Below are 26,535 nucleotides of genomic sequence, written 5' to 3'. Positions count from 1 at the left end.
GCGGACCGGACGGGACTCGAACCCGCGACCTCCGGCGTGACAGGCCGGCATTCTAACCGACTGAACTACCGGTCCGCTGCTTGCTTCCTACGTGATCGCTACCCTTCACCAAGGCTTGGCGTCAGTCGCGATGGTGGGTGGTACAGGGTTCGAACCTGTGACCCCCAGCTTGTAAGGCTGGTGCTCTCCCAGCTGAGCTAACCACCCCCTGGTCACGTGGCGCTGAATTCTACAGGGATCGGATTGGTTGTCAATGCTCTTTCGCCTCTCATCGCCTTGGCGCCCCACTTTTCGCAACGCCTGCCAGCCCCCGCGGGGCTGCAGCCCGCGCCCGGCGCGACATGGGTCACTCCGATGCACGGTGCGCCTGCATGAACGCGGCGATCGCGGTGGCCCCCTCCTCGATCAGCTCCGCCTGGGTAAGACCCGACTTGCCTCGCGGTTTCCAGTCGTGATCGCCCTCCTCCAGCCAGTGCATCCGCACCCGTTCGGGCAGCGAGTACCTTTCGACCTCCTCGCGAGTGCCGAACGGATCGCGACTGCCCTGCACCACCAGCGTGGGACAGTCGATCAACGGCCAATGCGCCAGGCGCAACTTCTCGGGCTTGCGCGGTGGGTGAAAAGGGTAGCCGCACAACACCAGGCCGGCGGCCCGGTCGCGTGCCGCCAGCAGGCTGGCCGCACGCCCGCCCATGGACTTGCCGCCGAGCCACAGAGTACCTCCTTGCGGTTGTGTCAGAATGTCGCACCAGTGGGACAATTCTTCTACCAGGCGGTCAATCGGTGGCGGTGGAATTCGTTTCGCTTCCCGCTGCATGCGTTGCATGTAGGCGAACTCGACGGCAAGGGTCTGGACGCCCCGGTCAACGAGAGCATCCCGCAAATGACGCATATAGGGCGAATGCTGTCCAGCCCCCGCCCCATGGGCGATCAGCAGGCGGCCGATGCCTCCCTCCCCCTTCACTTCGAGCGGGCCCCACCCTTCGACGAGCCACTGGCCGGGCTCACAATACAGCCCCTGTTCGCTCAGTTGGACGGGACTGATGACGACCGAATCAATTTGCGAAAAGTTCGACACACGTCAAATTCCTATACGAGTTTCACCTGTATCCTTGTTTCAGTCTGTCCGGCGGCTGCGCTAGAATCCGCCCTGCTTTCTGACCTGCATCACCCAACCGGGAGCGCCGTCGTGGCCGTCACCGCCACCACGAATTCCCGATACGCGTTCTATGGGAACCTGACATGAGCACAGCACTAGAGCACCCGACCTACAACTACAAGGTAGTTCGGCAGTTCGCGATCATGACAGTGGTGTGGGGCATCGTGGGCATGCTCCTCGGTGTCATCCTTGCCGCACAACTGGTCTGGCCGCAACTCAACCTCGATCTGCCTTGGACCAGCTTCGGCCGCTTGCGTCCGCTACATACCAATGCCGTCATCTTTGCCTTCGGCGGCTCCGCCCTGATGGCGACTTCCTATTACGTGGTACAGCGGACCTGCCAGGCGCGGCTGTTCTCCGACAAGCTGGCCGCGTTCACCTTCTGGGGCTGGCAGGCGGTGATCCTGTCCGCGGTGGTCACGCTGCCGCTGGGCTATACCACCACCAAGGAATACGCCGAGCTCGAGTGGCCGATCAACATCCTGATCGCCGTGGTCTGGGTCAGCTATGCCATCGTCTTCCTGATGACCATCAAGCAGCGCAGGACCTCCCACATCTACGTGGCCAACTGGTTCTTCGCCGCCTTCATCCTTACCGTCGCGGTGCTGCACATCGTCAATAACGCCGCGATTCCGGTGACGATGATGTACTCCACCTCGATCTACGCCGGCACCATCGATGCCATGGTGCAGTGGTGGTACGGGCACAATGCGGTGGGCTTCTTCCTGACCGCCGGCTTCCTCGGCATGATGTACTACTTCGTGCCCAAGCAGGCCGAGCGGCCGATCTACTCCTACCGCCTTTCGATCGTGCACTTCTGGGCCCTGATCATGATCTACATGTGGGCAGGACCCCACCACCTGCATTACACCGCGCTGCCCAACTGGGCGCAGTCACTGGGCATGGTGATGTCGATCATCCTGCTGGCCCCCTCCTGGGGCGGCATGATCAACGGCATGATGACCCTTTCCGGGGCCTGGCATAAGCTGCGCACCGACCCGACCCTGCGCTTCCTGGTGGTGGCCCTGTCGTTCTACGGCATGTCCACCTTCGAAGGCCCGATGATGGCGGTGAAGACGGTCAACGCCCTGTCCCACTACACCGACTGGACCATCGGCCACGTGCATGCCGGCGCGCTGGGCTGGGTGGCCATGATCACCATCGGCTCCATGTATCACCTGATTCCGCGCCTGTTCGGCCGCACCGAAATGTACTCCGTCGGCCTGATCGCCGTGCACTTCTGGCTCGCCACCATCGGCACCGTGCTCTACATCGCCGCCATGTGGGTGAACGGCATCCTGCAGGGCCTGATGTGGCGTGCCATCAACCCCGACGGCACCCTGATGTACACCTTCGTCGAAGCCGTCGAGGCGAGCGGCCCAGGCTATGTCGTGCGCCTGATCGGTGGCCTGTGCTGGGTCATCGGCATGCTGATCATGGCCTACAACGTCTTCATGACCGTCAAGCGCAGCCAGGCACTGAGCCAGCAGCCGCTGCCGCAGACCGCCTGACCAACCGGGGAAACCGACACCAATGAAACACGAGATTGTCGAAAAGAACGTTGGTCTGCTCGCCGTGCTGATCCTGGTGGTGATCAGCTTCGGCGGCCTGGCCGAGATCGTGCCGCTGTTCTTCCAGAAACAGACCACGGAACCGGTCGACGGCCTGCGCCCCCTCTCCGCCCTGGAGCTCGAAGGACGCGACATCTATCGCCGCGAGGGCTGCGTGGGCTGCCATTCGCAGATGATCCGCCCGTTCCGCGCCGAAACCGAGCGCTACGGGCACTACAGCGTGGCCGGCGAGTCGGTCTACGAGCACAACTTCCTGTGGGGCTCCAAGCGTACCGGCCCGGACCTGGCCCGTGTCGGCGGCCGCTACAGCGACGACTGGCATCGCGCGCACATGTACAACCCGCGCGACGTGGTGCCGGAATCTGTCATGCCGTCCTATCCGTGGCTGTTCGAGCGCACCCTCGACGGCAAGGACACCCCGCGCAAGATGGAAGTGCTGCGCAGCCTCGGCGTGCCCTACACCGACCAGGACATCGAGGGCGCTACGCGCGAAGTCCGCGGGCAGCAGGAGATCACGGCCCTGGTGGCCTACCTGCAGCAGCTGGGGACCGTCCTCGAGGGCACGCGCTGATCATGGATACCGGTACCTTTCGCGGCATCATCACCGGTCTGCTGGTCATCGCCTTCCTCGGCATCGTCTGGTGGGCTTATTCCCGGCGGCGCAAGCCGGACTTCGACGAGGCGGCCCAGTTGCCCTTCGCCGATGACGACAAACAATCGAACCGAGACCGCAGCGCCTCGCAGCAGGGCTCGCACCGCGAGCAGGCAGGCGAAGCCGATTCCCGCAAAGACAGGGGAGACGAAAACGCATGAGCAATTTCTGGGGTGACTCCCTTCCGGGGTTCTGGAGCGCCTGGATCATCTTGATCACGCTGGGCTCCATCGCCTTCGCCTTCTGGATTCTCTATGCCAACCGCAAGACCGACAAGGTGCCCGATGCCGACGGCAACGTGGAAACCACCGGCCACGCCGCCGACGAGATCGAGGAATACGACAACCCGCTGCCACGCTGGTGGTTCCAGCTTTACGTCGGCACCGTGGTGTTCTCGCTGGGTTACCTGCTGCTCTATCCCGGGCTCGGCAACTTCGCCGGCCTGCTCGGCTGGACCCAGGAGGGCCAGTGGGAGCAGGAGGTCGCCCATGCCGAGGAGCGCTTCACGCCGATCTTCTCCCAGTACCAGGAGATTCCCATCCCCGAGCTGGCCCAGGACGCCGAAGCCATGCAGGTGGGTGAGCGGATCTTTCTCAACAACTGCGCGGTGTGTCACGGTTCGAACGCCAAGGGCGGCTACGGCTTTCCCGACTTGACCGATGACGATTGGCTATACGGCGGCGAGCCCGACCACATCGTCACTACCCTGGTGCGCGGGCGCAACGGCCTGATGCCCTCCTGGCAGCAGCTTGGCCAGGAGAATATCGAAAACGTGGCCAACCACGTACTGTCGCTGTCCGACCTGGAGCACGACGCCGAACGCGCCGAGCCGGGTTCCGCCGTGTTCACCTCGGTGTGCGCCGCTTGCCACGGCCCCGACGGCACCGGCAACCAGGCCTTGGGGGCACCAGACCTGACCAACAATACCTGGCTCTACCTGGCACCGGGACAGAGCGTCCTCGACTCGGTCCGCCAGACCCTGCGTAACGGTCGCAACGGCCACATGCCGGCGCAGGAAGCCTATATCGGCGACGAACGTGTCCACCTGGTGGCCGCCTACGTCTACAGTCTTCGCGACCGCGACTGATATCCGCCCAGGCGGGATGTGCGACCCGCGGTCGCACATCCCCGCTTCGCGACGGGCTCTCGCTACAATGAAGCCACTTCATTGCCTCCCCTCTGCGGGCGCCCTGCCTGCCGCGAGCCAACTATGAGCGAAAAGATACCCACCCGGGACATCACCCCCGATGCCGTGGGGCACCATGCCCCAGGCGACACGATCCAGCAGCAGATGTACGCCAAACGGCGCCACATCTACGTGCGCGAGATCAAGGGTATCTTCCAGCGTCTCAGACGCCTCACCAACTGGGGTTTGATGCTGGCGTTCTTTGGCCTGCCATGGCTCACCTGGGGCGACCGTCCGCTGATCTGGTTCGACCTGCCGGGGCGCGAGTTCCATATCTTCGCCGCCACCTTCTATCCGCAGGAATTCATCCTGCTGTCGTGGCTACTGATCATCTGCGCCTTTGGCCTGTTCTTCATTACCGTCTTCGCCGGACGCGTGTGGTGCGGCTATACCTGCCCCCAGAGCGTCTGGACCTTCCTTTATATCTGGGTAGAGCATCGCCTGGAGGGTTCGCGCAATCGCCGCATCAAACTCGACCGCGAGCCGATGAGCGTCGACAAGGCCTGGCGCAAGACCGCCAAGCATGCCATCTGGCTGGCCATCGCGCTGGCCACCGGGGTGACCTTCGTCGGCTACTTCACACCGATTCGCGAGCTGGCGGTTGACCTGCCCACGCTCGAGGCGCACGGCTGGTCCTACTTCTGGGTCGGTTTCTTTCTCGTCTTCACTTATCTCAACGCCGGCTGGCTGCGCGAGCAGGTGTGCATCTACATGTGCCCCTACGCCCGCTTCCAGGGCGTGATGTTCGATCGCAACACCCTGATCGTCTCCTATGACGCGGCCCGCGGCGAACCTCGCGGTGCGCGCAAGAAATCGCTCGACCATGAGCAGGTTCGCGCCGCAGGGCTGGGCGACTGCATCGATTGCGAGCTGTGCGTGCAGGTCTGCCCGACCGGCATCGACATCCGCGACGGCCTGCAGTACGAGTGCATCACCTGCGCGGCCTGCATCGACGCCTGCGATAGCGTAATGGACCGGATGGGCTATCCGCGGGGACTGATTCGCTACACCACCGAGAACGCATTGGAAGGAAAGCGGTCCCATATCCTGCGTCCCCGCCTGCTCGGCTACCTGGCCGCACTGGTGGTCATGGTCGGCCTGTTCACCTGGGCGCTGAGCGAGCGCATGCCTCTCGACTTCGAAGCCGAGCGCGAGCGCGGCCAGCTCTACCAGATGACGCGTGACGGGCGCATCAGCAACGTCTATACCCTGACCGTACGCAACCGCGATGATCGCCCTCACGACTATCGCCTGGTGGCCAGCGGACTGCCCAGCCTCGAACTCGACAGAGACGGTTTCGAAGTACCGGCCGGCGCCACGCGCACCTTCGCCGTTCAGGTGACCGCCGAACCCGATGACATCGAACTGCCCAGCCACCCGATCGTGCTCCACCTGCAATCGCATCAGGACGAACACATCGCCCTCGATCGCGAGACGCGCTTCATCGGCGATACACGGAGATGAATTCCATGACGACCCCCTCCCCCTGGTACAAGCAGTTCTGGCCCTGGTTCCTGCTCGGCCTGCTGTTTTCGGCGATGGCCGTCAGCACCAGCTTTGCCGTCCTTTCAGTACGTTCCTTCGATGGCATGGTGCAGGAGGACTACTATGAGCACGGCCGCGCCATCAACATGGAACTGGCCAAGCAACATCGCGCCCATGAACTGAAGCTGGCCGCCGACCTGCGCCTCGACCCCTTGACCAGCGATGTCATGGTACAGCTGGATGGCGACGACCGTCCCGATCAGCTGTCCTTGAAGCTGATCTTTCCCACGGAGGCCGACCGCGACCAGTCGATCGATCTGGAACACGTTCGCGACGGCCTCTACCTGGGCCAGGCGCCCGACAACCTGCGCTATCGCTGGTACCTGCAGCTACAGCCCCGTGACGAACAGCCCGAGTGGCGCCTGGTGGGTGAGGCCCGCTTCCCCAGCGAAGAGCGCTTCAACCTGACACCGGGCGTTCAACAGCGCAGCTAGCGAGCGTAGAAGACCCTTGACGCACAACGATACGACCCAGGCCGCCGAGGGCAGGCAACCGGCCACGAACTGTTATCACTGCGGCAGCCTCGTGCCCGCAGGCGCCCCTTGGTCGATCACGCTCGACGATACCCCCCATCCGCTATGCTGCCCCGGCTGCGAAGCGGTGGCGCATGCCATCGTCGATGGCGGACTGGCCAGCTACTACCGCTTTCGCACGGAGCTGCCGGAGCGCCCCGACGAGCGTCAGGCGGTCAAGGCGGAAACCTGGGCGGTGTTCGACGACCCGGGCCTGCAGCGCCAGTTCGTTCACGCCGAGGGCGACAGCGGCCTGGTCCACGCCACCCTGGCCGTGGATGGCATCACCTGCGCCGCCTGCGCCTGGCTGATCGAACATCGTCTCAACGCGCTGGACGGCGTGACCTCGAGCGCCGTCAACCTCAGCCACCATCGGGTGCGGGTGGCATGGGACCCGGCCAGACTCAAGCTGTCGCGGATTCTCGCCGAGATGGCCGGCATCGGCTACAGCGCCCAGCCCTACGAACCGGATGCGGCCCAGCAGCGGCTGCAGTTCGAGGAACGCATGAATATCCGCCGGTTGATCGTGGCGGCGGTGGGCATGGCCCAGGTAATGATGTTCTCGATCCCCATCTACGTATCAGGTCCCGGCGAGATCAGCGAAGACTTCCTGGCGCTGTTCCACTGGCTCTCGTTCGCCCTGGCCACCCCGGTGGTGTTCTTCTCCGCCATGCCCTTCTTCCGCAATGCCGTGCGCGACCTGCGGGCGCGCGTGCTGGGCATGGACGTGCCGGTTTCCATCGCTATCGGGGGCGCCTATCTCGCCAGCGGTTATGCCGTGCTCTCGGGCACCGGCGAGGTATATTTCGACTCGGTGGCGATGTTCACCTTCTTCCTGCTGTTCGGTCGCTACGTGGAGGCTCGTGCGCGGCGACGCAGCGGGCATACCGGAAACGTCCTGGCCGGCGCCCTGCCGCTCTCCGCCGTGCGCCTCGAGGCGAACGGCGAGGAGCGTATCCTGCCGGCAAGCGAACTCGCTCCCGGCGACCGCGTGCTGATAAAGCCCGGCCACGGCGTGCCCGCCGACGGCATGATTGAAGAGGGCGAATCGAGCCTCGACGAGTCGATGCTCACCGGCGAATACCTGCCAGTGAGCCGGCGTATCGGCGACAGCGTCACCGGCGGCAGCCAGAACATCGAGAGCCCCCTGGTGGTGCGTGTCACCCATGCCGGCAAGGAGGCCCGTGTGGCGAGCATCGTCGATCTCACCGACCGCGCCTTTGCCAGTCGCCCGCGACTGGCCCAGATGGCAGCGCGAATGTCGCACCTGTTCGTGCTGCGGCTGCTGGTCGTGACCGCCTGCGTGACCGTCGCCTGGTGGTTCATCGATCCCAGTCGCATGCTATGGGTAATGCTTTCGGTGCTTGTGGTGACCTGCCCCTGCGCCCTGGCGCTCGCCACGCCCACCGCGCTCACCGCCGGCCACGGCCAGCTGCGGCGCCGCGGCGTGCTGATCACCCGCGCCGATGCCATCGAGTCGCTGTCACAGGTCGATCGGGTGATATTCGACAAGACCGGCACCCTGACGTGCGGCGAGATGCAGCTGATGGATACCCGTACGCTCGGCCTCATTCCTGCGGAACGTGCCCAGGTGATCGCGGCAGCGCTGGAGGCCCGCTCCGAACATCCCATCGCGCGGGCCTTCCGTCCCTGGCGCGACGCCACGGTGGAGGCCGGCGAGCGGTCCAGTCGCACCGGGCAGGGGGTCGAAGGCGTGATCGACGGCAAGCGCTGGCGCCTGGGACGCTCCGACTTCGCCTGCCCCGGCCAAGCTCCCGAAGCACCGGGTGATGGCCAGTGGTTGCTGCTTGGCGAAGAGGGTGAGCCGCGCGCCTGGTTCGCCCTGCGCGACAGGCTGCGCGACGACGCCGCCGAGGCAGTGGCGGCACTGAAGGCACGCGGCACACGGGTCGAACTGCTATCGGGCGACACGATCGGTGCCGTGCGCAGCATGGCCGAACAGCTGGGCATCGACACTTGGCGTGCCGGCGTCAGTCCGGAAGGCAAGCTGGAGCGCATCCGCGCGTGCCAGGCCGCCGGCGAAAAGGTCGCCATGATCGGAGACGGGATCAATGACGTACCGGTGCTGGCCGGTGCCGACGTGTCGGTCGCCATGAACGGCGCCACCGACCTGGCCCGCACCAGCGCCGATGCCGTATTGCTGAGTCCACGCCTGATGCGTATCGTCGAGGCGGTCGAGATCGCTCGCGCGACTCGCCGCATCATGCGCCAAAACATGATCTGGTCGGTATGCTACAACTTCTCGGCCCTGCCGCTGGCCGCCATCGGCATCGTGCCGCCCTGGGTCGCGGCCCTCGGCATGTCGGGCAGCTCACTGGTGGTGGTGGGTAACGCGCTACGCCTCAATCGCTTCCGCCTGCGCCCCGCCCCCGGGCCGAGCCCCGACGCCAATTGGGTGAATGCATGACCGTTCTCTACCTGCTCATCCCGCTGTCACTGATCCTGCTCGGCCTGGCCGTCTGGGCCTTCTTCTGGGCGGTGAAGAACGACCAGTTCGAGGATCTCGAGGGCCCGGCCCACCGCATCCTCTTCGACGAGGACGAGAACGACCTGCCCCTCGCGGAACGGGAGAAGCGACGTCAGGCCAGAAAGGAAAAGCCGGACGCCGGCGATGACGACGATCGGGCAGCGCGCTGATGGATCCCACCGGACTCGGCCTGCCTCCGCTGCTGGCGGCTTTCGTCTTTGGCCTGCTTGGCGGTGCGCACTGCATCGGCATGTGCGGCGGCATCATGAGCGCGCTGACTTTCGCCGTGCCGCCCAGCATGCGTAGCCCAGCCCGGCTCTCCGGGCTTCTGCTTGGCTACAACCTCGGGCGCATTGCAAGCTACATGGTCGCCGGCGCGCTGGTTGCCTCGCTCGGCACCGTGGTGGCCCTGACGCCGGCAGCGCGCATGGGGCTGCAACTGTTCGCCGCGCTCATGCTGATCCTGATGGCACTCTACATTGCCAACTGGTGGAAGGGACTGCTCAGGGTCGAGGCGCTGGGCAGGCACCTTTGGCGATACCTGGAGCCCATCGGCAAGCGACTGATGCCGGTGGTCAAGGTTCCCCACGCCATCGGCCTTGGCGCGGTCTGGGGCTGGCTGCCCTGCGGTCTCGTCTATTCAATGCTGGCCTGGAGCCTGGCCACGGCGAATCCGTTGAAAGGCGCGGCGCTGATGGGCGCCTTCGGCCTCGGGACCCTGCCTTCACTGCTTGTCACCGGCTTCGCCGCACGCCAGCTGGGCACGCTGATCCGTCATCCGGCAACCCGCACCCTGGCGGCCCTCCTTATCATCGCTTTCGCCCTCTGGCAGCTCGTTGCCCTGCTGCCGCTGGGCGCTCCGGAACATTGAAGGCCAGCCCTTAACCTGCATTACGGCTTCGTTTGACGCAGCTCAAACTGCCTTGGGCCGGGTACGGCTAGCATGATGGCAATCGTTAGCCTTCGGAGTAATTCCATGTCCGCCCCCGCGCTGTCCATGCCTCGAATGACGGCCGACCCCTTCGCCTGGGACGCGGCCCTGCTGCGGCGCTATGACACTCATGGACCGCGCTACACCTCGTATCCCACTGCGCTTTCGTTCGGTGAGGAGTTCGACGCGCCGGCCTACCAGGCAGCGCTGGCACGCAGCAATGCCGATGGCAGGCCGCTGTCGCTCTACGTGCATATTCCTTTCTGTCGCAAGGCCTGCTACTACTGCGCCTGCAACAAGATCGCCACCAAGAACGCCAAGGTGGCGGAACCCTATATTTCGCGGCTGGACCGCGAAATGGTGCTGGTCAGGCCACACCTCGACACGCGTCGCGAGGTGGCGCAGCTGCACTGGGGCGGCGGCACACCGAGCTTTCTCAACCTCGACCAGATGAGCGATCTGATCGACCGGCTCGACGCCCGCTTCGGCCTTACCAACGCCCGCGACCGCGACTACGCCATCGAGATCGACCCGCGAGAGGCCGATGTCTTCACCCTTCGCCACCTGCAGGCGCTGGGCTTCAATCGCCTGAGTCTTGGCGTTCAGGATCTCGACCCGCGTGTACAACGAGCCATCAACCGGATCCAGCCACGCATCCTCACCGAAGCGCTGCTCGACGAGGCCGATCGCCTGGGTTTCCGCTCGCTCAACCTGGACCTGATCTATGGCCTGCCTTTCCAGACCCGCGACACCTTTGCCGCGACGCTGGAGCAGGTGATCGCCATGGCGCCGGCACGACTCTCCATCTTCAATTACGCCCACATGCCCGAGCGCTTCGCCGCCCAGCGGCACATACGCGAAGTAGACCTGCCCAGCCCCGACGAGAAGCTGGCGATACTGCGCACCACCATCGCCATGTTGACCGCAGCGGGCTATACCCATATCGGCATGGATCACTTCGCCCGCGCCGACGACAGCCTGGCGATCGCCCAGCGCGAAGGGACCCTGCAGCGCAATTTTCAGGGCTACTCCAGCCACGCCCAATGCGACCTGGTGGGGTTCGGTGTCTCGGCGATCTCCCGCATCGACGATGTCTATGCCCAGAACCACACCGCCCTCGGCGCCTACGAAGCGGCGCTCGATGCCAGCCAGCTGCCCACCGCTCGTGGGGTTCGCCTGAGCTTCGACGACCGTATCCGGCAGCATGCCATCGAGCGGCTGATGTGCGACATGGAACTCGACCTGGACGAGCTGAGCGAAACCTTCGGCATCGACGCTCCCCGCTACCTGGCGGATGCCCTGCTGCGATTGGAGGCCCCGCTGAGGGACGGATTGGCCCACCTCGAAGGGCGCCGCCTGGTGGCGACACCGCTCGGCCGCCTGCTGATCCGTCACCTCGCCATGGCCTTCGACAATCGCCTGACATTGCCACCCGATTCGCGCTTTTCACGCATCGTCTGAGCGGGAGGTCCGACCCGAATAACAGGCGAGCTGCGGCCAAAGGTCGCGATGGGCATTTTACCGGCCCCCATAATGCTCCATAATGGCTACACGACAGGATCAAGGAGGTGGAGCATGCCGGTCAACGTGGCCAATGCACTGGGCCAGCGGCGTTCGCTGCTGCACGAAACGCGCTGCCAGAACTGCAGCCTGAGCTCGCTGTGCCTGCCCCTTGCGCTCGAACTCGAGGATATGGAGCAGTTCGATGCCATCATCCGGCGCCGCGCCCCACTGAAGAAGGGCGAGTCGCTGTTTCGCCAGGGCAGCGCCTTCAGCAGCGTATTCGCGGTGCGCTCCGGCAGCCTCAAGCAGATTACCACCGAAGGGTCAGGGGAGGACCAGGTTACCAATTTCTTCCTGCCCAGCGAGCTGGTCGGCCTGGACGGCATCGACGAACGGAAGTATCCGGGCAGCGTGATCGCGCTTGAAACCACCACCGTTTGCGAGATTCCCTTCGATCGGCTCGATTCGCTTTCGGAGCAGCTGCCGGAACTGCGCGGCCAGCTCTACCGCAGCATGAGCAAGGAGCTGCGCGACGACCGCAAGATGATGCGTCTGCTTTCGCGCAAGACCGCCGACCAGCGTCTGGCCAGTTTCTTTACCAGTTTGTCGGACCGCTTCCGCCGCCGCGGCTATTCACCCTACAGCTTCCGCCTCTCCATGTCGCGAGCCGACATCGGCAATTACCTGGGGCTCGCCGTTGAAACGGTGAGTCGCATCCTCGGCCGCTTCCAGCAGCAGGGGCTGGTCGAGGTATCGGGGCGCGAGGTGAACATACTCAATCTTGAGGCCTTGGTGACCCAGGCGCAGGACGACCACTAAGCCCTGCGACACCGCCCAGCAGAACGAAACCGCCCGGCTCAAAGGATGCCGGGCGGTTTCCATTCGTGCCGGATGGCCGTTCAACTTCCCCGCGAAACGTCCAGCGCATCGATGCGGCGCTCGCGTCTTCGTGCCTGCTTGGCCTCTAGCCCCTCGAAGTCGAACAGCTCGCGGTCGGCCAACTGCGAAGGCGCCACGTTGGATACGGCCTTGAACATCGATTCGATACGCCCGGGGTGCTTGCGCTCCCAATCGGCGAGCATCTCCTTGACCACCTGGCGCTGCAGGTTGGGCTGGGAGCCGCACAGGTTGCAGGGAATGATGGGGAAGTCCATCAGCTGTGCGAATTCGATGATGTCCGCCTCGCGGCAATAGGCCAGCGGACGGATGACGATATTCTTGCCGTCGTCGGAAAGCAGCTTGGGCGGCATGGCCTTCAGGCTGCCGCCATAGAACATGTTGAGGAAAAGCGTCTCGAGGATATCCTCGCGGTGATGGCCCAGCGCCACCTTGGTCGCCCCGATCTCCTCGGCAAAGCCGTACAGCGAACCGCGCCGCAGCCGCGAACAGAGCGCGCAGGTCGTCTTGCCTTCCGGGGTCTTCTCCTTCACCACCGAATAGGTATCGCGCTCCAGAATGTAGTACTCGACGCCGATGGAATCGAGATACTCGGGCAGCACGTGCTCGGGAAAGCCGGGCTGCTTCTGGTCCAGATTGACCGCTACCAGCGAGAAGTTCACCGGCGCATTGCGCTGCAGGTTGCGCAATATCTCGAGCAGCGTATAGCTGTCCTTGCCCCCCGACAGGCATACCATGACCCGATCCCCTTCATGGATCATTCCGTAGTCGATGATGGCATTGCCTACCTGACGCCTCAGGCGTTTCTGCAGCTTGTTGAATTCACGCCGCCCCTTGGCGTCGAGCTGCTCAAGCGTCGTGCTCTCCTGATCCATCTCGCCCTGCTGCAGGCGAGCTTTCAGGTCGGCAACGGAATGGGGGTCGAATGTTACGGCGTCTTGCATGGTCACGGGCTGCCAGGCGTGGTGAATGACGCGGCCATCCTACCACCGCCACCGCCCGGAGGCGACGCCAAGGCGGCGATTCAGCCTCATGCCTCTCGGCGGGCCTGCAACCCGGCCCGTTCCAGGCGCAGGTACATGAGCGCTGTGGTCACGGCATCGCCAAGGGCGGTATTGCGCCCCATGACAGGAACGCCCAGCGACTCCGCCACCGTCTCAAAGCGCAGCGCACGCGGCTCGGGCTCCATCACGCTGCGCCGCTGCTGGCGATGGTAAAGCTGGGCCACATCGATACCGCTATTGGGCAGGTCGAAACCGAAGCGGGGCCGAATCTGACGATTGAGGATGGCCAGGTCGAAATCGAGGCGCCATCCCAGCAAGGGGCGGTTGCCGATGAAATCGAGCAGGCTCCCCAACGCTTCGTCAAGGCTCACGCCTTCGTCGAGATCGATCCCGCGCAGGCGATGCACGCGGATGGAATCCCCAGTCAGCGTGGCGGGCCGCTTGAGGCGCAAGTCCAGAGACTCGCTGGTCAGGACCCGGTCGCCGCGCACCTTGACCGCACCGATGGAGACGGGCTCGGCCACCCGCGTATCGACGCCGGTGGTTTCGCAGTCGATGGCGACCAGTTCATCCCCGGTGTAGGGGTGGAAGAGCCAGCCATACTTGCCATCGGCGTGGCGCCGACGATCGCTGGCACGGCGCAGTACTCGGAACATCCCTTCCTCCTATTCGTTCTCGCCTTCTTCGCGGGCGCCTGCCTCAGGAATATTCCAGGTGATAGCGCTGCGACAGGCTCTGCTTGAAATCCTTGACGATGTGCAGTGCTTCACGCAGCAGGTCGCGCTCCAGTGAAGACAGCTGCTGGACCACGACGCGGTCGGGGCTCCTGCTGTCGCTGCCGCCATCAAGACGCTCCAGTTGCTGTTTCAGGCGCAGCTCGGTGAACAGCGACAGTGCCTCGGCGAGATCTTCGGCGACCCGCTGCTCCAGCCGCCCGTCCGCCGCCAAGGCCTCGAGCCGCTCCAGCGTCGAAGTCGGCTGGATACGTCGCTCCAATGCCATGGTGCGAACGCCGTGCACGATGGGAAAGATCCCGCCCTTCTTGATGTCGATACCGTGCTGCGGCTTCTTCAACGAGCCAAACAGGGTCAGCGGCGTGGAGAAGCGCAACGCCGTGCGTGCGAAGTAGGAAAGCAGTATTTCGTCGCGCGAGCATTGCGCGAAAAGGGCCTCCCGCACGCGGTCGAGCAGCGCCGGGTTACCGGCCACCGAATGGGAATCGAGCATGATGGCAAGCTTCATCAGACTGTCGCCGTCGCGCTTTTCGGCCCAACGGGCGATTCGCTCACGCCACTGCGAGACGGAACCCACCCATTCGGGGTTGCTGACCATGATGTTGCCAGGGCAGGGCGGGTAGCCCAGCGCTATCAGCGTCTCGGTGAAACGCTGCATCTGCTCGTCCACATCGGGCCATTCGAGCCCATCGGCGAGTATCAGGCCGTTGTCCTGGTCGGTCTTGAGGATCTGTTCGCCGCGCCCTTCGCTGCCCATCACCATCAGGCAACTGTCGCGATGGTAACGCTCGTCGATCAGGAAGCCCCACGCCTTGGACATGATGCGCCCGTTGAGCGCCGCCAGCAGACCCATGGCGAAGCGCAGCTTCACGCCCTGAGCCATCAACGCCTTGACCAGTTCGGGCGTGCGTCGGCTGGCACGGACCAGGGCCTCGAGGCTGTCCGCCTGCTCGACCTGCAAGCTGACGACATAGCTGCGGCTGGAGAAATAGCTGAGCACGTCGGTTAGTTCGACCACCCCGATGGGCCCCGCTTGTTCCATAACCACGACCCTCTCCACCTTGAAGCGGGTCATCTTCACCAGCACTTCGAACAGATACTGCTCGGGACTCACCGTGACCAGATCGAAATGCGCGATTTCCTGCAGCGGGTTCTCCTTGTCGCGCCCTTGCAGTACCAGCGCTTCGAGCAGGTCGGTCTTGGTCACCATGCCGGCGCCATCCTCTCCCTCCACCAGCAGGCTGTCGGCATGGCTTTCGTGCAGCCTTGCCACCGCCTCGGCTATGGTGGTTCCCGCCGCCATGTACAGTGGCGGTCGCATGCATTCGCTGACCCGAGCCAGCATGAAACCGGCCATGGTCACGCCACCCTCGGCACGCTGTTCGGTCAGCAGCCGGGCCTTGTGCGCCAGCGTCTGACGAAAGAACTCGGCGAATGCCGGGTAGTCGTCACAGAGCTGCAGGAAGAGTGCCTTGGGCAGCAGGTAGCAGAGGCTCTCCTGCTCGGCGCGGAAGCGATAGCGACTCCTGCCGTTGAGGATGCTGATGGCACCGAAAAGGTCACCGGCCGTATAGTGGCCGATCCGCTCGCGCGCGCCCGGCTGGGTGGCGTCCAGTTCGGCCACCTCCCCCTTGTGGATGAGAAAGACGTACTCCCCGGGCTGGCCGGTTTCCAGAATGATTTCGTCACGGTCGAAATAAGCCAGGTCGACACCGTTACGGACACGCTCGCGCCCTTCCTCGTTCAGAAAGGAGAACGGCGGTTGGGAAAGATCGATATCGACCATCGGATTACCCCTCGTGGCACCTCCGCCATGCCTCGCCCGGAGCGCGACGCGGCAGCGGCGCCTCGGCCAGACACGCGAGCGGCTCGACCAGCGTCACCGGCCCGCCTTACGAATACGAAAGGAGGTCCGGCAAGCAGGTCGACCTACAAGGAAAACCGGCCGGTGCCAAACACGTCCCTGTCGCCTCAGAAAAAAAGAATCTCTCCCTCGCTTCCAATGCCATGGCATCGAAAAGCCTTTAATGAGGCAGGATAACAGTCTGGGGTTTTAAGAGATAACCTAGACCAACGTCCAAGGAAGACCTGAATGGCAAGGCGACATCTCATAACTAGACAATGGTCTTATAAAAAAGCGCATAGACAAAAGTTCAATGCTAGACAATCGTCCTATCGGCAACGTGACGTGCGCCGAGACATCCTGCCAACCAAAGTTATAAGTTTTTGATATATAAAGAAAATAAGAGCCTATCGTTTATTAAACTTTGCTCATGATACCAAAGTCTGGGATTTTATTTTTTGCATTTATTGACCAGTATTGCACATGAGTCATACAGGGCAATCGCACCTGGTTTCGCGACTCGACGAAAGGTAGCTGGTCGTGGTGGGAAGTGTGGCTCGTCCGCAGGGAGCAAGGGAACTCAAGGCGCTTGCGCCTTCGTCCAACCGCCCGATTCGATTCGCTTAGTGTGACCCCCTGATGAAACCTGGCAATTCCCTGTGCAACTTCCCAACCTTTACAACAAGTGGAGAGCATCAATATGGCAGATGATAAAACCAATGCTGCTGAATACTGGAAGGCGAACGTCCGCCTCATAGGCGGATGCCTGATCGTCTGGGCATTCGTCTCCTATGGCTGCGCCATCCTGTTCCGTCCCCTGCTGTCAGGAATTCCGGTCGGCGGCACCGACCTCGGTTTCTGGTTTGCCCAACAGGGATCCATCCTGACCTTCATCGGCCTGATCTTCTTCTATGCCTGGAAGATGAACAAGCTCGACCAGAAGTTCGGTCTCGGGGAGTAAGCCAGCATGAGTCAGTTTGCCATCAACCTTCTCTTCGTGGGCGCGTCGTTTGCCCTCTATATCGGCATCGCCATCTGGGCGCGTGCCGGGTCGACCAAGGACTTCTACGTCGCCGGCGGCGGCGTTCACCCGGTCACCAACGGCATGGCCACGGCGGCCGACTGGATGTCCGCAGCCTCCTTCATTTCCATGGCGGGCTTGCTGGCTTCCGGCGGCTATGCCAATTCGACCTTCCTGATGGGCTGGACCGGCGGCTACGTGATCCTGGCCATGCTGCTCGCGCCCTACCTGCGCAAGTTCGGCAAGTTCACGGTGCCCGACTTCATCGGTGACCGTTTCTATAGCCGTACTGCCCGTATCGTTGCCGTCATCTGTTTGATTGTTGCTTCGGTGACCTACGTCATCGGCCAGATGACCGGTGCCGGCGTGGCCTTCTCGCGCTTCCTAGAGGTGCCCAGCAGCATGGGTATCTGGATCGCCGCGGCTATCGTCTTCCTGTACGCAGTATTCGGCGGCATGAAGGGCATTACCTATACCCAGGTCGCCCAGTACATCGTGCTGATCATTGCCTATACCATCCCGGCCGTGTTCATCGCCCTGCAACTGACCGGCAATCCGATTCCGATGTTCGGCATGTTCAGCACCCACACCGAATCCGGCGTGCCGCTGCTGGCCAAGCTCAACGATGTGGTCAATGCGCTGGGCTTCCAGGATTACACCGCCGATGTGGACAACAAGCTCAACATGGTGCTGTTCACCCTGTCGCTGATGATCGGTACAGCCGGCCTGCCCCACGTCATCATCCGCTTCTTCACCGTGCCGAAGGTCGCCGATGCACGCTGGTCGGCCGGCTGGGCACTGGTTTTCATCGCCCTGCTCTATCTCACGGCGCCTGCCGTGGGCTCCATGGCACGCCTCAACCTCGCCACCACGGTATTCCCGGAGATGGCCGGCCAGGTGGAGGACTATGAAGAGGCAGCAGGCGAGGCACTGGTCTACGAGGAGCGGCCGGACTGGATCCGCACCTGGGAGGAGACCGGCCTGCTCACCTTCGAAGACCAGAACGACGATGGGCGCATCCAGATGTACAACGATGCCAACCCGGCCTTCCAACCGATTGCCGAGCAACGCGGCTGGGAAGGCAACGAGCTGACCGTCAACAACGACATCCTGGTGCTGGCCAACCCCGAGATCGCCAACCTGCCGGGCTGGGTCGTGGGCCTGATCGCGGCGGGCGGTATCGCGGCGGCACTCTCCACCGCTGCAGGCTTGCTGCTGGCGATCTCTTCAGCCATCAGCCATGACCTGATCAAGAACACCATCAACCCCAACATCACCGAGAAGGGCGAGATGCTCGCGGCGCGTATCTCCATGGCCGGCGCCATCCTGCTGGCGACCTACCTGGGCCTCAACCCGCCCGGGTTCGCCGCCCAGACGGTGGCACTCGCCTTCGGTATCGCGGCCGCCTCGCTGTTCCCGGCGCTGATGATGGGCATCTTCTCTACCCGCATCAACAGCAAGGGCGCCGTCTGCGGCATGCTGGCCGGCCTGATCGCCACCCTGCTGTACATCTTCACCTACCTGGGCTGGTTCTTCATTCCCGGCACCAACATGCTGCCGAATACCCAGGAGAACTGGATCATTGGCATCTCGCCGCTCTCCTTCGGCGCCGTGGGGGCGATGATCAACTTCGCCGTGGCCTATGCGGTCTCCACCGCCACCGAGGAGCCGCCGCAGGAGATTCAGGACCTGGTGCATAGCGTGCGCTACCCGAAAGGCGCTGGTGCTGCGGTCGATCACTAAGCCATAATAGCCTCCCGGTCCGCTGTGGGCCGGGAAGACAACCTGATCGGGCTTCCCTGCGGGAAGCCCGATTGCTTTGAGAAGGTGGCGTTATGATTTGGCACTTGATTGCGGCGGTTTTCGCCGGCCTGGGTGCTGCCGGCATCGGCTTGCTACTGCGGCTGGCAAGTGGCAAGCGGCTCCCCCAATGGATCATCCCCGTGTGCGGCGGCCTGGGCATGCTGGGCTACCAGATCCACTACGAATACAACTGGTACGAGCACAAGCGAAGTCAGCTACCTGCCACGGCCGAGGTAGTCGATACCCGGCAGGACAGCATGCCATGGCGGCCCTGGACCTATCTCTTTCCGATGACGGTGGCCTTCAGCCTGGTCGATCAGAACAGCATGACGCCCCGTCAAGCGGACGACCAGCAGCTCGTCGAGTTCATTCTCTACCGCTTCGAGAAGGAGTATGTCGACCAGCTGCGCCACCAGCCCTATCTGATGAACTGCACCACCGCCGAGATGGTGCCGCTCACCAGCGGCAGTCGCGAGCCGCGTCTTGACGACTTGAAGCAGGTAAAAGAAGAGTCACATCTCTTCGATGCGGTCTGCTCGCCTTGGTGAATTCCGACCTGGTGAACTCACCCACAAGGAACCACTAGCGCCGAGTGTCGTCGCGCCGTTATCCCTTTAGAATGGACCGCAGTTACCGGGGGGAGAAACCATGTTTGCCGGTTGGCTGCTGATCGCCGTCTCACTGCTCTACATTGCCATACTGTTCGGCATCGCCTGGCTGGGTGACCGCAATGCCCGCCGGCATGGTGCCAGCCGCAAGCGCCCTATCATCTATATATTGGCGCTTGCCATCTACTGCACCTCGTGGAGTTTCTACGGCGCGGTCGGCCAGGCCGCCACCTCAGGCTGGTCCTTCGCCAGCATCTATGTCGGTCCTATCCTGACCTTCCTGCTGTTCTGGCCCATTCTCGCCAAGATGATTCGCGTGGCCAAGCGGCAGAACATCACTTCCATCGCCGACTTCATCGCCTCGCGCTACGGCAAGGCACAGTCACTGGCGGCCTTCGCCAGCCTGATTGCCCTCGTCGGCACGCTGCCCTACATCGCCCTGCAGCTGAAGGCCGTGGCTACCTCGTTCGCGGTACTGACCGATGCGGCCGACATCACCCATACCCCGGTCTTCGCCGACACGGCCTTCTTCGTCGCGCTGGTCATGGCGGCCTTCGCCATCCTGTTCGGCACTCGCCACACCGACGCCACGGAACATCACGAAGGCCTGATCCATGCCGTCGCCTTCGAGTCGATGGTCAAGCTGCTGGCCTTCCTGCTGCTGGGTGCCTACGTCACCTGGGGCATGTTCGATGGGCTCGGCGAGCTGATGGCCATGGCCGACACCCAGATGGAGCTGCAGCGCCAACTGGCCGACCAGGACTTCGGCCGCGGCTTCTGGGCCCAGACGCTACTCGCCATGCTGGCGATCTTCTGCCTGCCGCGCCAATTCCACGTTGCCGTGGTGGAGAACACCCACCCCAACGATGCCGCCAAGGCACGCTGGCTGTTCCCGCTCTACCTGGTGGCGTTCGCCTTCTTCATCCTCCCCATTGCCGCTGCTGGCCTGGCACTGTTCCCCGACGGCTCGGTGGAACCCGATACCTTCGTGCTGGCGCTGCCGATGGCCGCCGGCCAGCAGTGGCTGACCCTGTTGACCTATATCGGTGGCTTCTCCGCGGCCACCGGCATGGTCATCGTCGCCACGGTGGCGGTCTCGATCATGATCTCCAACGAGATCGTGATTCCACTGCTGTTCCGCCTGCGCTGGCTGGATGCCCGCCCACGCGACTACGGCCGCCTGGTGCTGCAGGCCCGTCGCATCACCATCGGCGTGATTCTGGCGCTGGCCTACGGCTTCTATCACCTGATCGGCGAATTCACCTCGCTGGCATCGATCGGCATGCTCTCCTTCGCCGCGGCGGCGCAGTTCGCTCCCGCCCTGCTCGGCGGCCTTTACTGGAAACGCGGCAACCGGCTCGGCGTCGTTGTCGGCATGAACGCCGGGTTCGCCATCTGGGTCTACAGCCTGCTGATGCCGGCGATGATCCAGGCCGGCGTCCTGCCCGCCCATTGGCTCGCCGGCGGCCCTCTCGGCCACCCCTGGCTGACGCCCACCTCGCTGTTCGGGCTCAACTTTGGCGACGCCTTCTCCCACGGCGTAATGCTTTCGCTCGGGGTCAACCTGTTCTGCTATATCTTCGTCTCGCAGATCACCTCGCAACGCGTGGTGGAACGCATCCAGGCCTCGCTGTTCGTGGATAGCGTCGAGACCCGCCAGACCTCGGTCAACCGGCCCTGGACCGGCGCCACCACCGTGGGCGATCTCAAGGTGCTGTGCGAACGCTTCCTCGGCGCCGGCCAGGTGGCCCGGGCCTTCGACGACTACGCGCGGCGCACCGGCAAACCGCTAGAGGACGGCAATCGCGCTTCCATCGACGTCATCCAGTTCACCGAGCGCCTCCTGGCCTCGGTACTCGGCGCATCCTCGGCGCGCATCGTGGTCAACTCAGCGCTGCAGGGGCGCGGCATCGGTATCTCCGACGTGATCTCCATCGTCGACGAAGCCTCTCAGGTGCTGGAATTCAACCGCGCCCTGCTGCAGGCCACCATCGAGAACATCAACCAGGGGATCAGCGTGGTCGATCAGAACATGCGCCTGGTGGTATGGAACCAGCGCTACCTGGAGCTGTTCCGCTTTCCCGACCACCTGATCCGGGTCGGTGCCCCCATGGAAAAGATATTCCGCTACAACGCCCACAACGGCGAATACGGGCCCGGCGACCCGGAAGAACACGTGCAGCTGCTGATCGACAATATCCGCGAAGGCCAGCCTCACCGCTACGTGCGCTACCGTCAGGACGGCAGCGTGCTCGAGGTGCAGGGCAACCCCATGCCGGGCGGCGGCTTCGTCTATACCTATCAGGACATCACCCAGCAGAAACGCATCGAGGAAGCGCTGATACGCTCAGAGAACAACATCCGCATCTACACCGATAATGTGCCGGCGCTGATCGCCTATTTCGACAAGGAGTGCCGCTATCTCTTCACCAACCGCGCCTACGAACAGGCCTTCGGCATCGATCGCAACGAGGTCATCGGCAACCATGTCGACAGCGTCATCAGCGAGCAGATGGCCCGTGAGCGCGAGCCGTGGATACGTCGCGCGCTGGCCGGCGAGCGGGTCAGCTTCGAGGTCTCGATGCGTATCGGCGACGACCTTCGCTATATGCTGGTGACCTACACCCCGCACTTCGGTGACAGCGGAACCATCCTGGGCTTCTTCTCGCTTTACCAGGACATCACCGAGCGGCGCCTGGCGGAGATCGCCCTGAAGGAGACCAACGAGAACCTGGAGGAGCGGGTACGGGAACGCACCCTGGCGCTGTCGGACGCCAATACCGCATTGCGCCAGGAGAACCGGGTGCGAGCCCAGGCCGAGCAGGCCCTGCGCCAAGCCAAGCAGGTGGCAGAGGATGCCAATGCCTCCAAGACACGTTTCCTTGCCGCCGCCAGCCACGATCTGCTGCAGCCCCTGAACGCCGCGCGCCTGTTCACCTCGGCGCTGTCGCAGGAGATGGATGCCGAGGACATGAAGCGCACCATCGGCCATATCGACAACTCGCTGCAGGCGGCGGAAGAGCTGCTGGGCACGCTGCTCGACATCTCGAAGCTCGATGCCGGCGCCCTCACCCCGCGACGCAGCCACTTTGCCCTGGCCGATATCTTCCGTCCGCTGCGTGCCGAATTCGAGGTCATGGCCGAGGAGCGCGGCCTCGATCTGGTGGTGGTACCGACCCGGTCCTGGGTCGACAGCGACCCGCAGATGCTGCGTCGAATCATCCAGAACTTCCTGTCGAATGCGCTTCGCTACACGCAGGAGGGCCGGGTACTGCTGGGCTGCCGGCGCCGAGGCGCGCAGCTGACTATCGAGGTGTGGGACTCCGGCCCGGGCATTCCCGAATCCAAGCAGGCCGAGATCTTCCAGGAGTTCCGCCGCCTCGACCAGGCTTCACGCCACAAGGAGAGCGAAAAGGGGCTGGGACTCGGGTTGTCCATCGCCGACCGCATGAGCCGCGTGCTGGACCATCCGATCAAGGTTCATTCGCGGGAAGGCGTCGGCACCATGTTCTCGGTCAGCGTGCCGGTCGTGGCCCCTCGAAGCGAGGCTGAGCGCGCCGTGGAAGCCGCGTCGCCGCGTCGCGCGGGCAACAAGCTGGTCGGCACGCGCATTCTGTGCATCGATAACGAGACGCTGATCCTCGAGGGCATGAAGGCGATGCTCTCGGGCTGGGGCTGTGAGGTCTATACCGCGACGACCATCGGCGGCGCCAAGTCGGTACTGCGCAACTTGGATGGCGAGCCGGATGCGATTCTTGCCGACTACCACCTGGACAACGAAGTCACCGGATTGATGGCGCTCGAGGCGCTGAGCGAGCGCCTTCAGGAAGCGGTGCCGGGTATTGTGATCACGGCCGACCGCACCGAGGAGGTGGCCGAGGAGATCCGTCGCAGCGGCTACCACCTGCTGCAGAAGCCGGTACGCCCCGCCGCCCTGCGCGCCCTGCTGACCCGCACGCTGCAGGCCAGCCGTGCCACACGGCAGGAGAGCTGACGCCCAGGGTGCGAGACTGAAGCCCGCCTAAGCAAAACCGCCTTCATGGCCCAGGCCACGTAGGCGGTTTTGTTTCAGCTTCGAACATCCAGGCGCAAAGCGCCGCTCTTCAAGTTCCGACCGAAGGTCAGGATTCCACTTTAGGCGGTTCCACTTCGAGCTTCTGGGCCGCGATGACCGCCTGGGTGCGTGAATGCACGCCCAGCTTGCGCAGAATGGCGGTGACATGGGCCTTGATGGTGGCCTCGGAAACGTTCAGCTCGTAGGCGATCTGCTTGTTGAGCAGACCTTCGGTGAGCATGTTGAGCACCCGGAACTGCTGCGGCGTCAGCGAGGCAATCGCCTCGGCAAAGCGGGTCTCCTCTTCGTTGGCGTCGCCCAATGCATCGGCCAGTTCCTGCGGCAGCCACACTTCGCCATCGAGGATCTCGCCTACTGCCTCGGCGATCAGCTGCAAGGAGGAGGATTTGGGGATGAAACCGGAGGCCCCGTAGTCGATGGCGCGGCGAACGACATGAGGTTCGTCGCTGCCTGAAACCACTGCCACCGGGATGTCCGGCGTCTGGCCACGCAGCTGGATCAGGCCGGAAAAGCCATGAGCACCGGGCATGTGCAGGTCAAGCAGGATCAGGTCGGCATCGGGGTGACGGGTGACGACCTCACAGGTGGCCTCCATGGTGTCGGACTCGACGATCTCGGCCTGAGGCGCCAACTGCCGTAACGCCTGCGTCAGCGCCGCACGGAACAGCGGATGGTCATCGGCAACGATGAATTTCTGGGCAAAGGCCATGGATTCTCCTCCGGTTCCTCGAGCTCGGGGCCTGGGGCCACCACGTCGGGCTCTGCGATTGTTCACCGCATGTTACCCCATGCTCGGGCGCTTCCCAAGCGTGCCGAACGCGGTGTCGACAATTAGCATCGCCAGGTGGCTGCAGCGAAAGAACCAGAAAATTGGACGCGACAACGTTTCTTTTCACACCGATACAGCAACTCCCTTGATCGCCGTTTAAAGCGACTTCTATCTTCAAAGACGATGGCAGTACGCCAGCGGTGCCGGATTCCCGGTAAATGGATGTACGAATGCATGAGGTTCATGCAGGAAGTTCAAGGAGATTACCATGGCACAGCGTAACCAGAATCCCGGAAACTTCGCCAACGACCCGAAGAAGGCCTCTGAAGCCGGTCAGAAGGGCGGGCAGAACAGCAGCGGCAACTTTGCCAATGACCCCCAAAAGGCTTCCGAAGCCGGTCAGAAGGGCGGTCAGCGCAGTAGCGGAAACTTTGCCAACGATCCTCAGAAGGCTTCCCAGGCCGGCCAGAAAGGCGGTCAGAACAGCGGCGGCAATTTTGCCAACGACCCCAAGAAGGCTTCCGAAGCCGGCCGCAAGGGCGGCAAGAACAGCTGAATGACGTTTCCGCATTCACTTTGACCAGCCCAGGCTGCCGGAGAATGGTCTCCGGCAGCTTCTTGTCACCCGCCGGTAGAGTGTTGCCAGGCATCTTCCTGACGTTTCAGGTTGACTTGCACTGCTTGCAGCCAATGCCGGCTCACGCAAGACGAAGGAGACGTCATGTTTCACCATTCGTCAAAGCTACAGTATCCCGTGAGAGTCGATAAGCCAGATCCTGAATTCGCCATGCTGCTTCAACAGGCGATCGGAGGGGTAGAAGGCGAGATCCGTGTCGCCATGCAGTATTTCTTCCAGGCCATGGGCGCCCGTGGGGACGACAGGATTCGCGACATGCTGATGTCGACGGCTACCGAAGAGCTGGCCCATATCGAGATGCTGGCGCATGCGGTCGCGCTCAATCTGGAAGGCGCCCCGGTCTCGTATCAGGAAGCATCGGCCAAGGATCCGGTGGTAAATGCCATCCTCGGCGGCACCAACCCACGCCACCTGCTCTCCTCCGGCCTCGCGGCCCTGCCGGAAAACGCCAACGGCGTGCCGTTCGACATGAGCCATATCTACGCCACCGGCAACGTGGGAGCCGACATGTTGGCCAACGTCACTGCCGAGGCAGGCGGTCGCGTGCTGGCATCGCGCCTGTACAACTGGACCGACGATCATGGCATGAAGGATTTCCTTTCCTTCCTGATTGCCCGAGACACCATGCACCAGCAGCAGTGGCTAGCGGTCATCGAGGAGATGGGCGGCCTGGAAGCCCAACTGCCGATACCCAACGCCACACCCGAGGCTCACGAGGCAACGGAGCACTCCTACTACTACCTCAACACTCTGCTCGACAAGGAAGCCCCACAAGGCCGCTGGTCGCAGGGTCCCTCGTTCGACGGGCGCGGCGAATTTTCCGTGAGGAATCAGCCGGCCCCCGAGGGGCAGGAAGCCAAGCTGGGTCCGGCCAAGCCGCATTCCGGCGCACAGAAAGAGCAGATCGATCCGTCCAAGTGAAGGGAATCGCCGATCGCAACCGTAAGGAGTTAGCTCATGGGCACTGAACCGCAAACCCCCAAACATCTGGAAGATTGGCTGCGCGATGCGCATGCCATGGAAAAGCAGGCGGAAAAGATGCTCGAAGCCCAGGCCAACCGGCTGGAGCATTACCCGCAGCTGAAGGCACGCATCGAGCAGCATCTGACCGAGACGCGCGACCAGGCCGAGAAGATCGAACAGTGCATTTCCCTGCTCGGCACCGACCTGTCGACTATCAAGGATCTTGGGGCGCAGATGACCGCCTTCGGCCAGGCCTTGGGCGGCATGATGTCAGGCGACGAAGTGGTCAAGGGCGGCCTCGCCAGCTATGCCTTCGAGCATTTTGAGATTGCCAGCTACAAGGCGCTGATTCAGGCTGCGGAAAAAGCCGGCAAGCCCGAAATTGCGCGAATCTGCGAAGGCATTCTGCGGGAAGAGGAAGCCATGGCCGACTGGCTCGGCCAACACCTCGACGACACGACGCGGCAGTTCCTGGCACGCTCCGAGGATGGGGATCTGCGCGCCAAGACGTGAGGCCCCTCCCGCACGATCACGGCAACCGCTTTGCTAAGCCCCTCGCTTCCCTCGGCACCCGCCGGGGGTTTTTTGTGCTCGGTTGACCGATAGCCATGACGAAGCCAGAAAAGCGCCGCTC

23 protein-coding genes and 2 tRNA genes are annotated in these 26,535 nt (G+C 63.3%); 18 read left to right on the top strand and 7 right to left on the bottom strand.

Annotation, left to right across the window (positions count from 1 at the left end):
* Position 1: 1 nt before the first annotated feature.
* The 3 genes from ACOJCM_RS09370 to ACOJCM_RS09360 all read right to left on the bottom strand — a co-directional run bounded on the left by ACOJCM_RS09370 (position 2) and on the right by ACOJCM_RS09360 (position 1,078).
* Positions 2–75 (bottom strand) — tRNA-Asp (locus ACOJCM_RS09370).
* Between the two features lie 56 nt (positions 76–131).
* Positions 132–207: transfer RNA gene (locus ACOJCM_RS09365), tRNA-Val, on the bottom strand.
* 139 nt (positions 208–346) lie between these two features.
* Positions 347–1,078: an alpha/beta family hydrolase gene (locus ACOJCM_RS09360; protein WP_445211790.1), complete on the bottom strand. Its 732-nt coding sequence runs from the start codon at positions 1,076–1,078 to the stop codon at positions 347–349.
* A 164-nt stretch (positions 1,079–1,242) separates the two neighbouring features.
* Here ACOJCM_RS09360 and ccoN point away from each other — a divergent pair, with 164 nt between their 5' ends.
* From ccoN to fnr, 11 genes are all read left to right on the top strand, one after another.
* Positions 1,243–2,670 carry a cytochrome-c oxidase, cbb3-type subunit I gene (gene ccoN / locus ACOJCM_RS09355; protein ID WP_445211789.1) on the top strand — a complete coding sequence of 476 codons (1,428 nt, stop codon included), beginning with the start codon at positions 1,243–1,245 and terminating at the stop codon, positions 2,668–2,670.
* Between the two features lie 22 nt (positions 2,671–2,692).
* Positions 2,693–3,301 (top strand): cytochrome-c oxidase, cbb3-type subunit II, encoded by a 609-nt coding sequence (gene ccoO / locus ACOJCM_RS09350; RefSeq protein ID WP_445211788.1) that lies wholly within the window; start codon positions 2,693–2,695, stop codon positions 3,299–3,301.
* A gap of 2 nt (positions 3,302–3,303) precedes the next feature.
* The gene (locus tag ACOJCM_RS09345) at positions 3,304–3,543 is read left to right on the top strand and encodes a cbb3-type cytochrome oxidase subunit 3 (protein WP_445211787.1); all 240 of its coding nucleotides are present in this window, start codon (positions 3,304–3,306) and stop codon (positions 3,541–3,543) included.
* Complete coding sequence (gene ccoP / locus ACOJCM_RS09340; RefSeq protein WP_445211786.1) at positions 3,540–4,469, top strand: cytochrome-c oxidase, cbb3-type subunit III; 930 nt, start codon at positions 3,540–3,542, stop codon at positions 4,467–4,469. The genes ACOJCM_RS09345 and ccoP overlap by 4 nt, the downstream gene beginning before the upstream one ends.
* 123 nt (positions 4,470–4,592) lie before the next feature.
* Positions 4,593–6,032 (top strand): cytochrome c oxidase accessory protein CcoG, encoded by a 1,440-nt coding sequence (gene ccoG, locus ACOJCM_RS09335; RefSeq protein ID WP_445211785.1) that lies wholly within the window; start codon positions 4,593–4,595, stop codon positions 6,030–6,032.
* Positions 6,033–6,037: 5 nt separating this feature from the next.
* The gene (locus ACOJCM_RS09330) at positions 6,038–6,547 is read left to right on the top strand and encodes a FixH family protein (protein WP_445211784.1); all 510 of its coding nucleotides are present in this window, start codon (positions 6,038–6,040) and stop codon (positions 6,545–6,547) included.
* A 16-nt stretch (positions 6,548–6,563) separates the two neighbouring features.
* A complete protein-coding gene (locus tag ACOJCM_RS09325) occupies positions 6,564–9,053 on the top strand; it encodes a heavy metal translocating P-type ATPase (RefSeq protein ID WP_445211783.1) in 2,490 nt (829 codons plus the stop codon).
* A complete protein-coding gene (ccoS, locus tag ACOJCM_RS09320; protein ID WP_445211782.1) occupies positions 9,050–9,283 on the top strand; it encodes a cbb3-type cytochrome oxidase assembly protein CcoS in 234 nt (77 codons plus the stop codon). The genes ACOJCM_RS09325 and ccoS overlap by 4 nt, the downstream gene beginning before the upstream one ends.
* Positions 9,283–9,984 carry a sulfite exporter TauE/SafE family protein gene (locus ACOJCM_RS09315; RefSeq protein WP_445211781.1) on the top strand — a complete coding sequence of 234 codons (702 nt, stop codon included), beginning with the start codon at positions 9,283–9,285 and terminating at the stop codon, positions 9,982–9,984. The genes ccoS and ACOJCM_RS09315 overlap by 1 nt, the downstream gene beginning before the upstream one ends.
* Before the next feature lie 105 nt (positions 9,985–10,089).
* Positions 10,090–11,505, top strand: coding sequence for an oxygen-independent coproporphyrinogen III oxidase (hemN, locus tag ACOJCM_RS09310; protein WP_445211780.1), 1,416 nt, complete (start codon positions 10,090–10,092; stop codon positions 11,503–11,505).
* A gap of 114 nt (positions 11,506–11,619) precedes the next feature.
* Positions 11,620–12,366, top strand: coding sequence for a fumarate/nitrate reduction transcriptional regulator Fnr (gene fnr / locus ACOJCM_RS09305; RefSeq protein ID WP_445211779.1), 747 nt, complete (start codon positions 11,620–11,622; stop codon positions 12,364–12,366).
* Between the two features lie 80 nt (positions 12,367–12,446).
* On the opposite strand, the gene ttcA is transcribed toward fnr, so the two are convergent.
* The 3 genes from ttcA to ACOJCM_RS09290 all read right to left on the bottom strand — a co-directional run bounded on the left by ttcA (position 12,447) and on the right by ACOJCM_RS09290 (position 15,968).
* Positions 12,447–13,388, bottom strand: a complete 942-nt coding sequence (gene ttcA / locus ACOJCM_RS09300; protein WP_445211778.1) for a tRNA 2-thiocytidine(32) synthetase TtcA — start codon at positions 13,386–13,388, stop codon at positions 12,447–12,449.
* An 86-nt stretch (positions 13,389–13,474) separates the two neighbouring features.
* Entirely contained in the window at positions 13,475–14,104 is a 630-nt protein-coding gene (locus ACOJCM_RS09295; RefSeq protein WP_445211777.1) for a 3'-5' exonuclease, read from the bottom strand.
* A 43-nt stretch (positions 14,105–14,147) separates the two neighbouring features.
* Complete coding sequence (locus ACOJCM_RS09290; RefSeq protein ID WP_445211776.1) at positions 14,148–15,968, bottom strand: DUF294 nucleotidyltransferase-like domain-containing protein; 1,821 nt, start codon at positions 15,966–15,968, stop codon at positions 14,148–14,150.
* A gap of 757 nt (positions 15,969–16,725) precedes the next feature.
* On the opposite strand from ACOJCM_RS09290, the gene ACOJCM_RS09285 reads away from it, so the two are divergent.
* The 4 genes from ACOJCM_RS09285 to ACOJCM_RS09270 all read left to right on the top strand — a co-directional run bounded on the left by ACOJCM_RS09285 (position 16,726) and on the right by ACOJCM_RS09270 (position 23,451).
* Positions 16,726–16,986, top strand: coding sequence for a DUF4212 domain-containing protein (locus ACOJCM_RS09285; RefSeq protein ID WP_445211775.1), 261 nt, complete (start codon positions 16,726–16,728; stop codon positions 16,984–16,986).
* Between the two features lie 6 nt (positions 16,987–16,992).
* Entirely contained in the window at positions 16,993–18,789 is a 1,797-nt protein-coding gene (locus ACOJCM_RS09280; protein ID WP_445211774.1) for a sodium:solute symporter family protein, read from the top strand.
* A 92-nt stretch (positions 18,790–18,881) separates the two neighbouring features.
* On the top strand, positions 18,882–19,397 hold the full coding sequence (locus tag ACOJCM_RS09275; protein ID WP_445211773.1) for a hypothetical protein: 516 nt from the start codon (positions 18,882–18,884) through the stop codon (positions 19,395–19,397).
* Positions 19,398–19,497: 100 nt separating this feature from the next.
* Positions 19,498–23,451, top strand: a complete 3,954-nt coding sequence (locus tag ACOJCM_RS09270) for a hybrid sensor histidine kinase/response regulator (RefSeq protein ID WP_445211772.1) — start codon at positions 19,498–19,500, stop codon at positions 23,449–23,451.
* A 127-nt stretch (positions 23,452–23,578) separates the two neighbouring features.
* Here the strand turns inward: ACOJCM_RS09270 and ACOJCM_RS09265 are convergent, their stop codons facing one another.
* Positions 23,579–24,241 (bottom strand): LuxR C-terminal-related transcriptional regulator, encoded by a 663-nt coding sequence (locus ACOJCM_RS09265; protein ID WP_197449801.1) that lies wholly within the window; start codon positions 24,239–24,241, stop codon positions 23,579–23,581.
* A 328-nt stretch (positions 24,242–24,569) separates the two neighbouring features.
* On the opposite strand from ACOJCM_RS09265, the gene ACOJCM_RS09260 reads away from it, so the two are divergent.
* The 3 genes from ACOJCM_RS09260 to ACOJCM_RS09250 all read left to right on the top strand — a co-directional run bounded on the left by ACOJCM_RS09260 (position 24,570) and on the right by ACOJCM_RS09250 (position 26,414).
* The gene (locus ACOJCM_RS09260; protein ID WP_445211771.1) at positions 24,570–24,857 is read left to right on the top strand and encodes a general stress protein; all 288 of its coding nucleotides are present in this window, start codon (positions 24,570–24,572) and stop codon (positions 24,855–24,857) included.
* 165 nt (positions 24,858–25,022) lie between these two features.
* A complete protein-coding gene (locus tag ACOJCM_RS09255) occupies positions 25,023–25,859 on the top strand; it encodes a manganese catalase family protein (RefSeq protein ID WP_445211770.1) in 837 nt (278 codons plus the stop codon).
* Between the two features lie 36 nt (positions 25,860–25,895).
* Positions 25,896–26,414, top strand: coding sequence for a ferritin-like domain-containing protein (locus tag ACOJCM_RS09250; RefSeq protein WP_445211769.1), 519 nt, complete (start codon positions 25,896–25,898; stop codon positions 26,412–26,414).
* Positions 26,415–26,535: the final 121 nt, after the last annotated feature.

Source organism: Billgrantia hypersalina, from assembly GCF_052584175.1.
The sequence above is the reverse complement of the archived record's forward strand: the minus strand, read 5'-3'. Positions and strand labels throughout refer to the sequence as shown.

Coding starts and splice junctions, on each gene's coding strand:
- ccoN (WP_445211789.1), top strand. CDS start 1,243: ATGAGCACAGCACTAGAGCACCCGACCTACAACTACAAGGTAGTTCGG.
- ccoO (WP_445211788.1), top strand. CDS start 2,693: ATGAAACACGAGATTGTCGAAAAGAACGTTGGTCTGCTCGCCGTGCTG.
- ACOJCM_RS09345 (WP_445211787.1), top strand. CDS start 3,304: ATGGATACCGGTACCTTTCGCGGCATCATCACCGGTCTGCTGGTCATC.
- ccoP (WP_445211786.1), top strand. CDS start 3,540: ATGAGCAATTTCTGGGGTGACTCCCTTCCGGGGTTCTGGAGCGCCTGG.
- ccoG (WP_445211785.1), top strand. CDS start 4,593: ATGAGCGAAAAGATACCCACCCGGGACATCACCCCCGATGCCGTGGGG.
- ACOJCM_RS09330 (WP_445211784.1), top strand. CDS start 6,038: ATGACGACCCCCTCCCCCTGGTACAAGCAGTTCTGGCCCTGGTTCCTG.
- ccoS (WP_445211782.1), top strand. CDS start 9,050: ATGACCGTTCTCTACCTGCTCATCCCGCTGTCACTGATCCTGCTCGGC.
- ACOJCM_RS09315 (WP_445211781.1), top strand. CDS start 9,283: ATGGATCCCACCGGACTCGGCCTGCCTCCGCTGCTGGCGGCTTTCGTC.
- hemN (WP_445211780.1), top strand. CDS start 10,090: ATGTCCGCCCCCGCGCTGTCCATGCCTCGAATGACGGCCGACCCCTTC.
- fnr (WP_445211779.1), top strand. CDS start 11,620: ATGCCGGTCAACGTGGCCAATGCACTGGGCCAGCGGCGTTCGCTGCTG.
- ttcA (WP_445211778.1), bottom strand. CDS start 13,388: ATGCAAGACGCCGTAACATTCGACCCCCATTCCGTTGCCGACCTGAAA.
- ACOJCM_RS09295 (WP_445211777.1), bottom strand. CDS start 14,104: ATGTTCCGAGTACTGCGCCGTGCCAGCGATCGTCGGCGCCACGCCGAT.
- ACOJCM_RS09290 (WP_445211776.1), bottom strand. CDS start 15,968: ATGGTCGATATCGATCTTTCCCAACCGCCGTTCTCCTTTCTGAACGAG.
- ACOJCM_RS09285 (WP_445211775.1), top strand. CDS start 16,726: ATGGCAGATGATAAAACCAATGCTGCTGAATACTGGAAGGCGAACGTC.
- ACOJCM_RS09280 (WP_445211774.1), top strand. CDS start 16,993: ATGAGTCAGTTTGCCATCAACCTTCTCTTCGTGGGCGCGTCGTTTGCC.
- ACOJCM_RS09275 (WP_445211773.1), top strand. CDS start 18,882: ATGATTTGGCACTTGATTGCGGCGGTTTTCGCCGGCCTGGGTGCTGCC.
- ACOJCM_RS09270 (WP_445211772.1), top strand. CDS start 19,498: ATGTTTGCCGGTTGGCTGCTGATCGCCGTCTCACTGCTCTACATTGCC.
- ACOJCM_RS09265 (WP_197449801.1), bottom strand. CDS start 24,241: ATGGCCTTTGCCCAGAAATTCATCGTTGCCGATGACCATCCGCTGTTC.
- ACOJCM_RS09260 (WP_445211771.1), top strand. CDS start 24,570: ATGGCACAGCGTAACCAGAATCCCGGAAACTTCGCCAACGACCCGAAG.
- ACOJCM_RS09255 (WP_445211770.1), top strand. CDS start 25,023: ATGTTTCACCATTCGTCAAAGCTACAGTATCCCGTGAGAGTCGATAAG.
- ACOJCM_RS09250 (WP_445211769.1), top strand. CDS start 25,896: ATGGGCACTGAACCGCAAACCCCCAAACATCTGGAAGATTGGCTGCGC.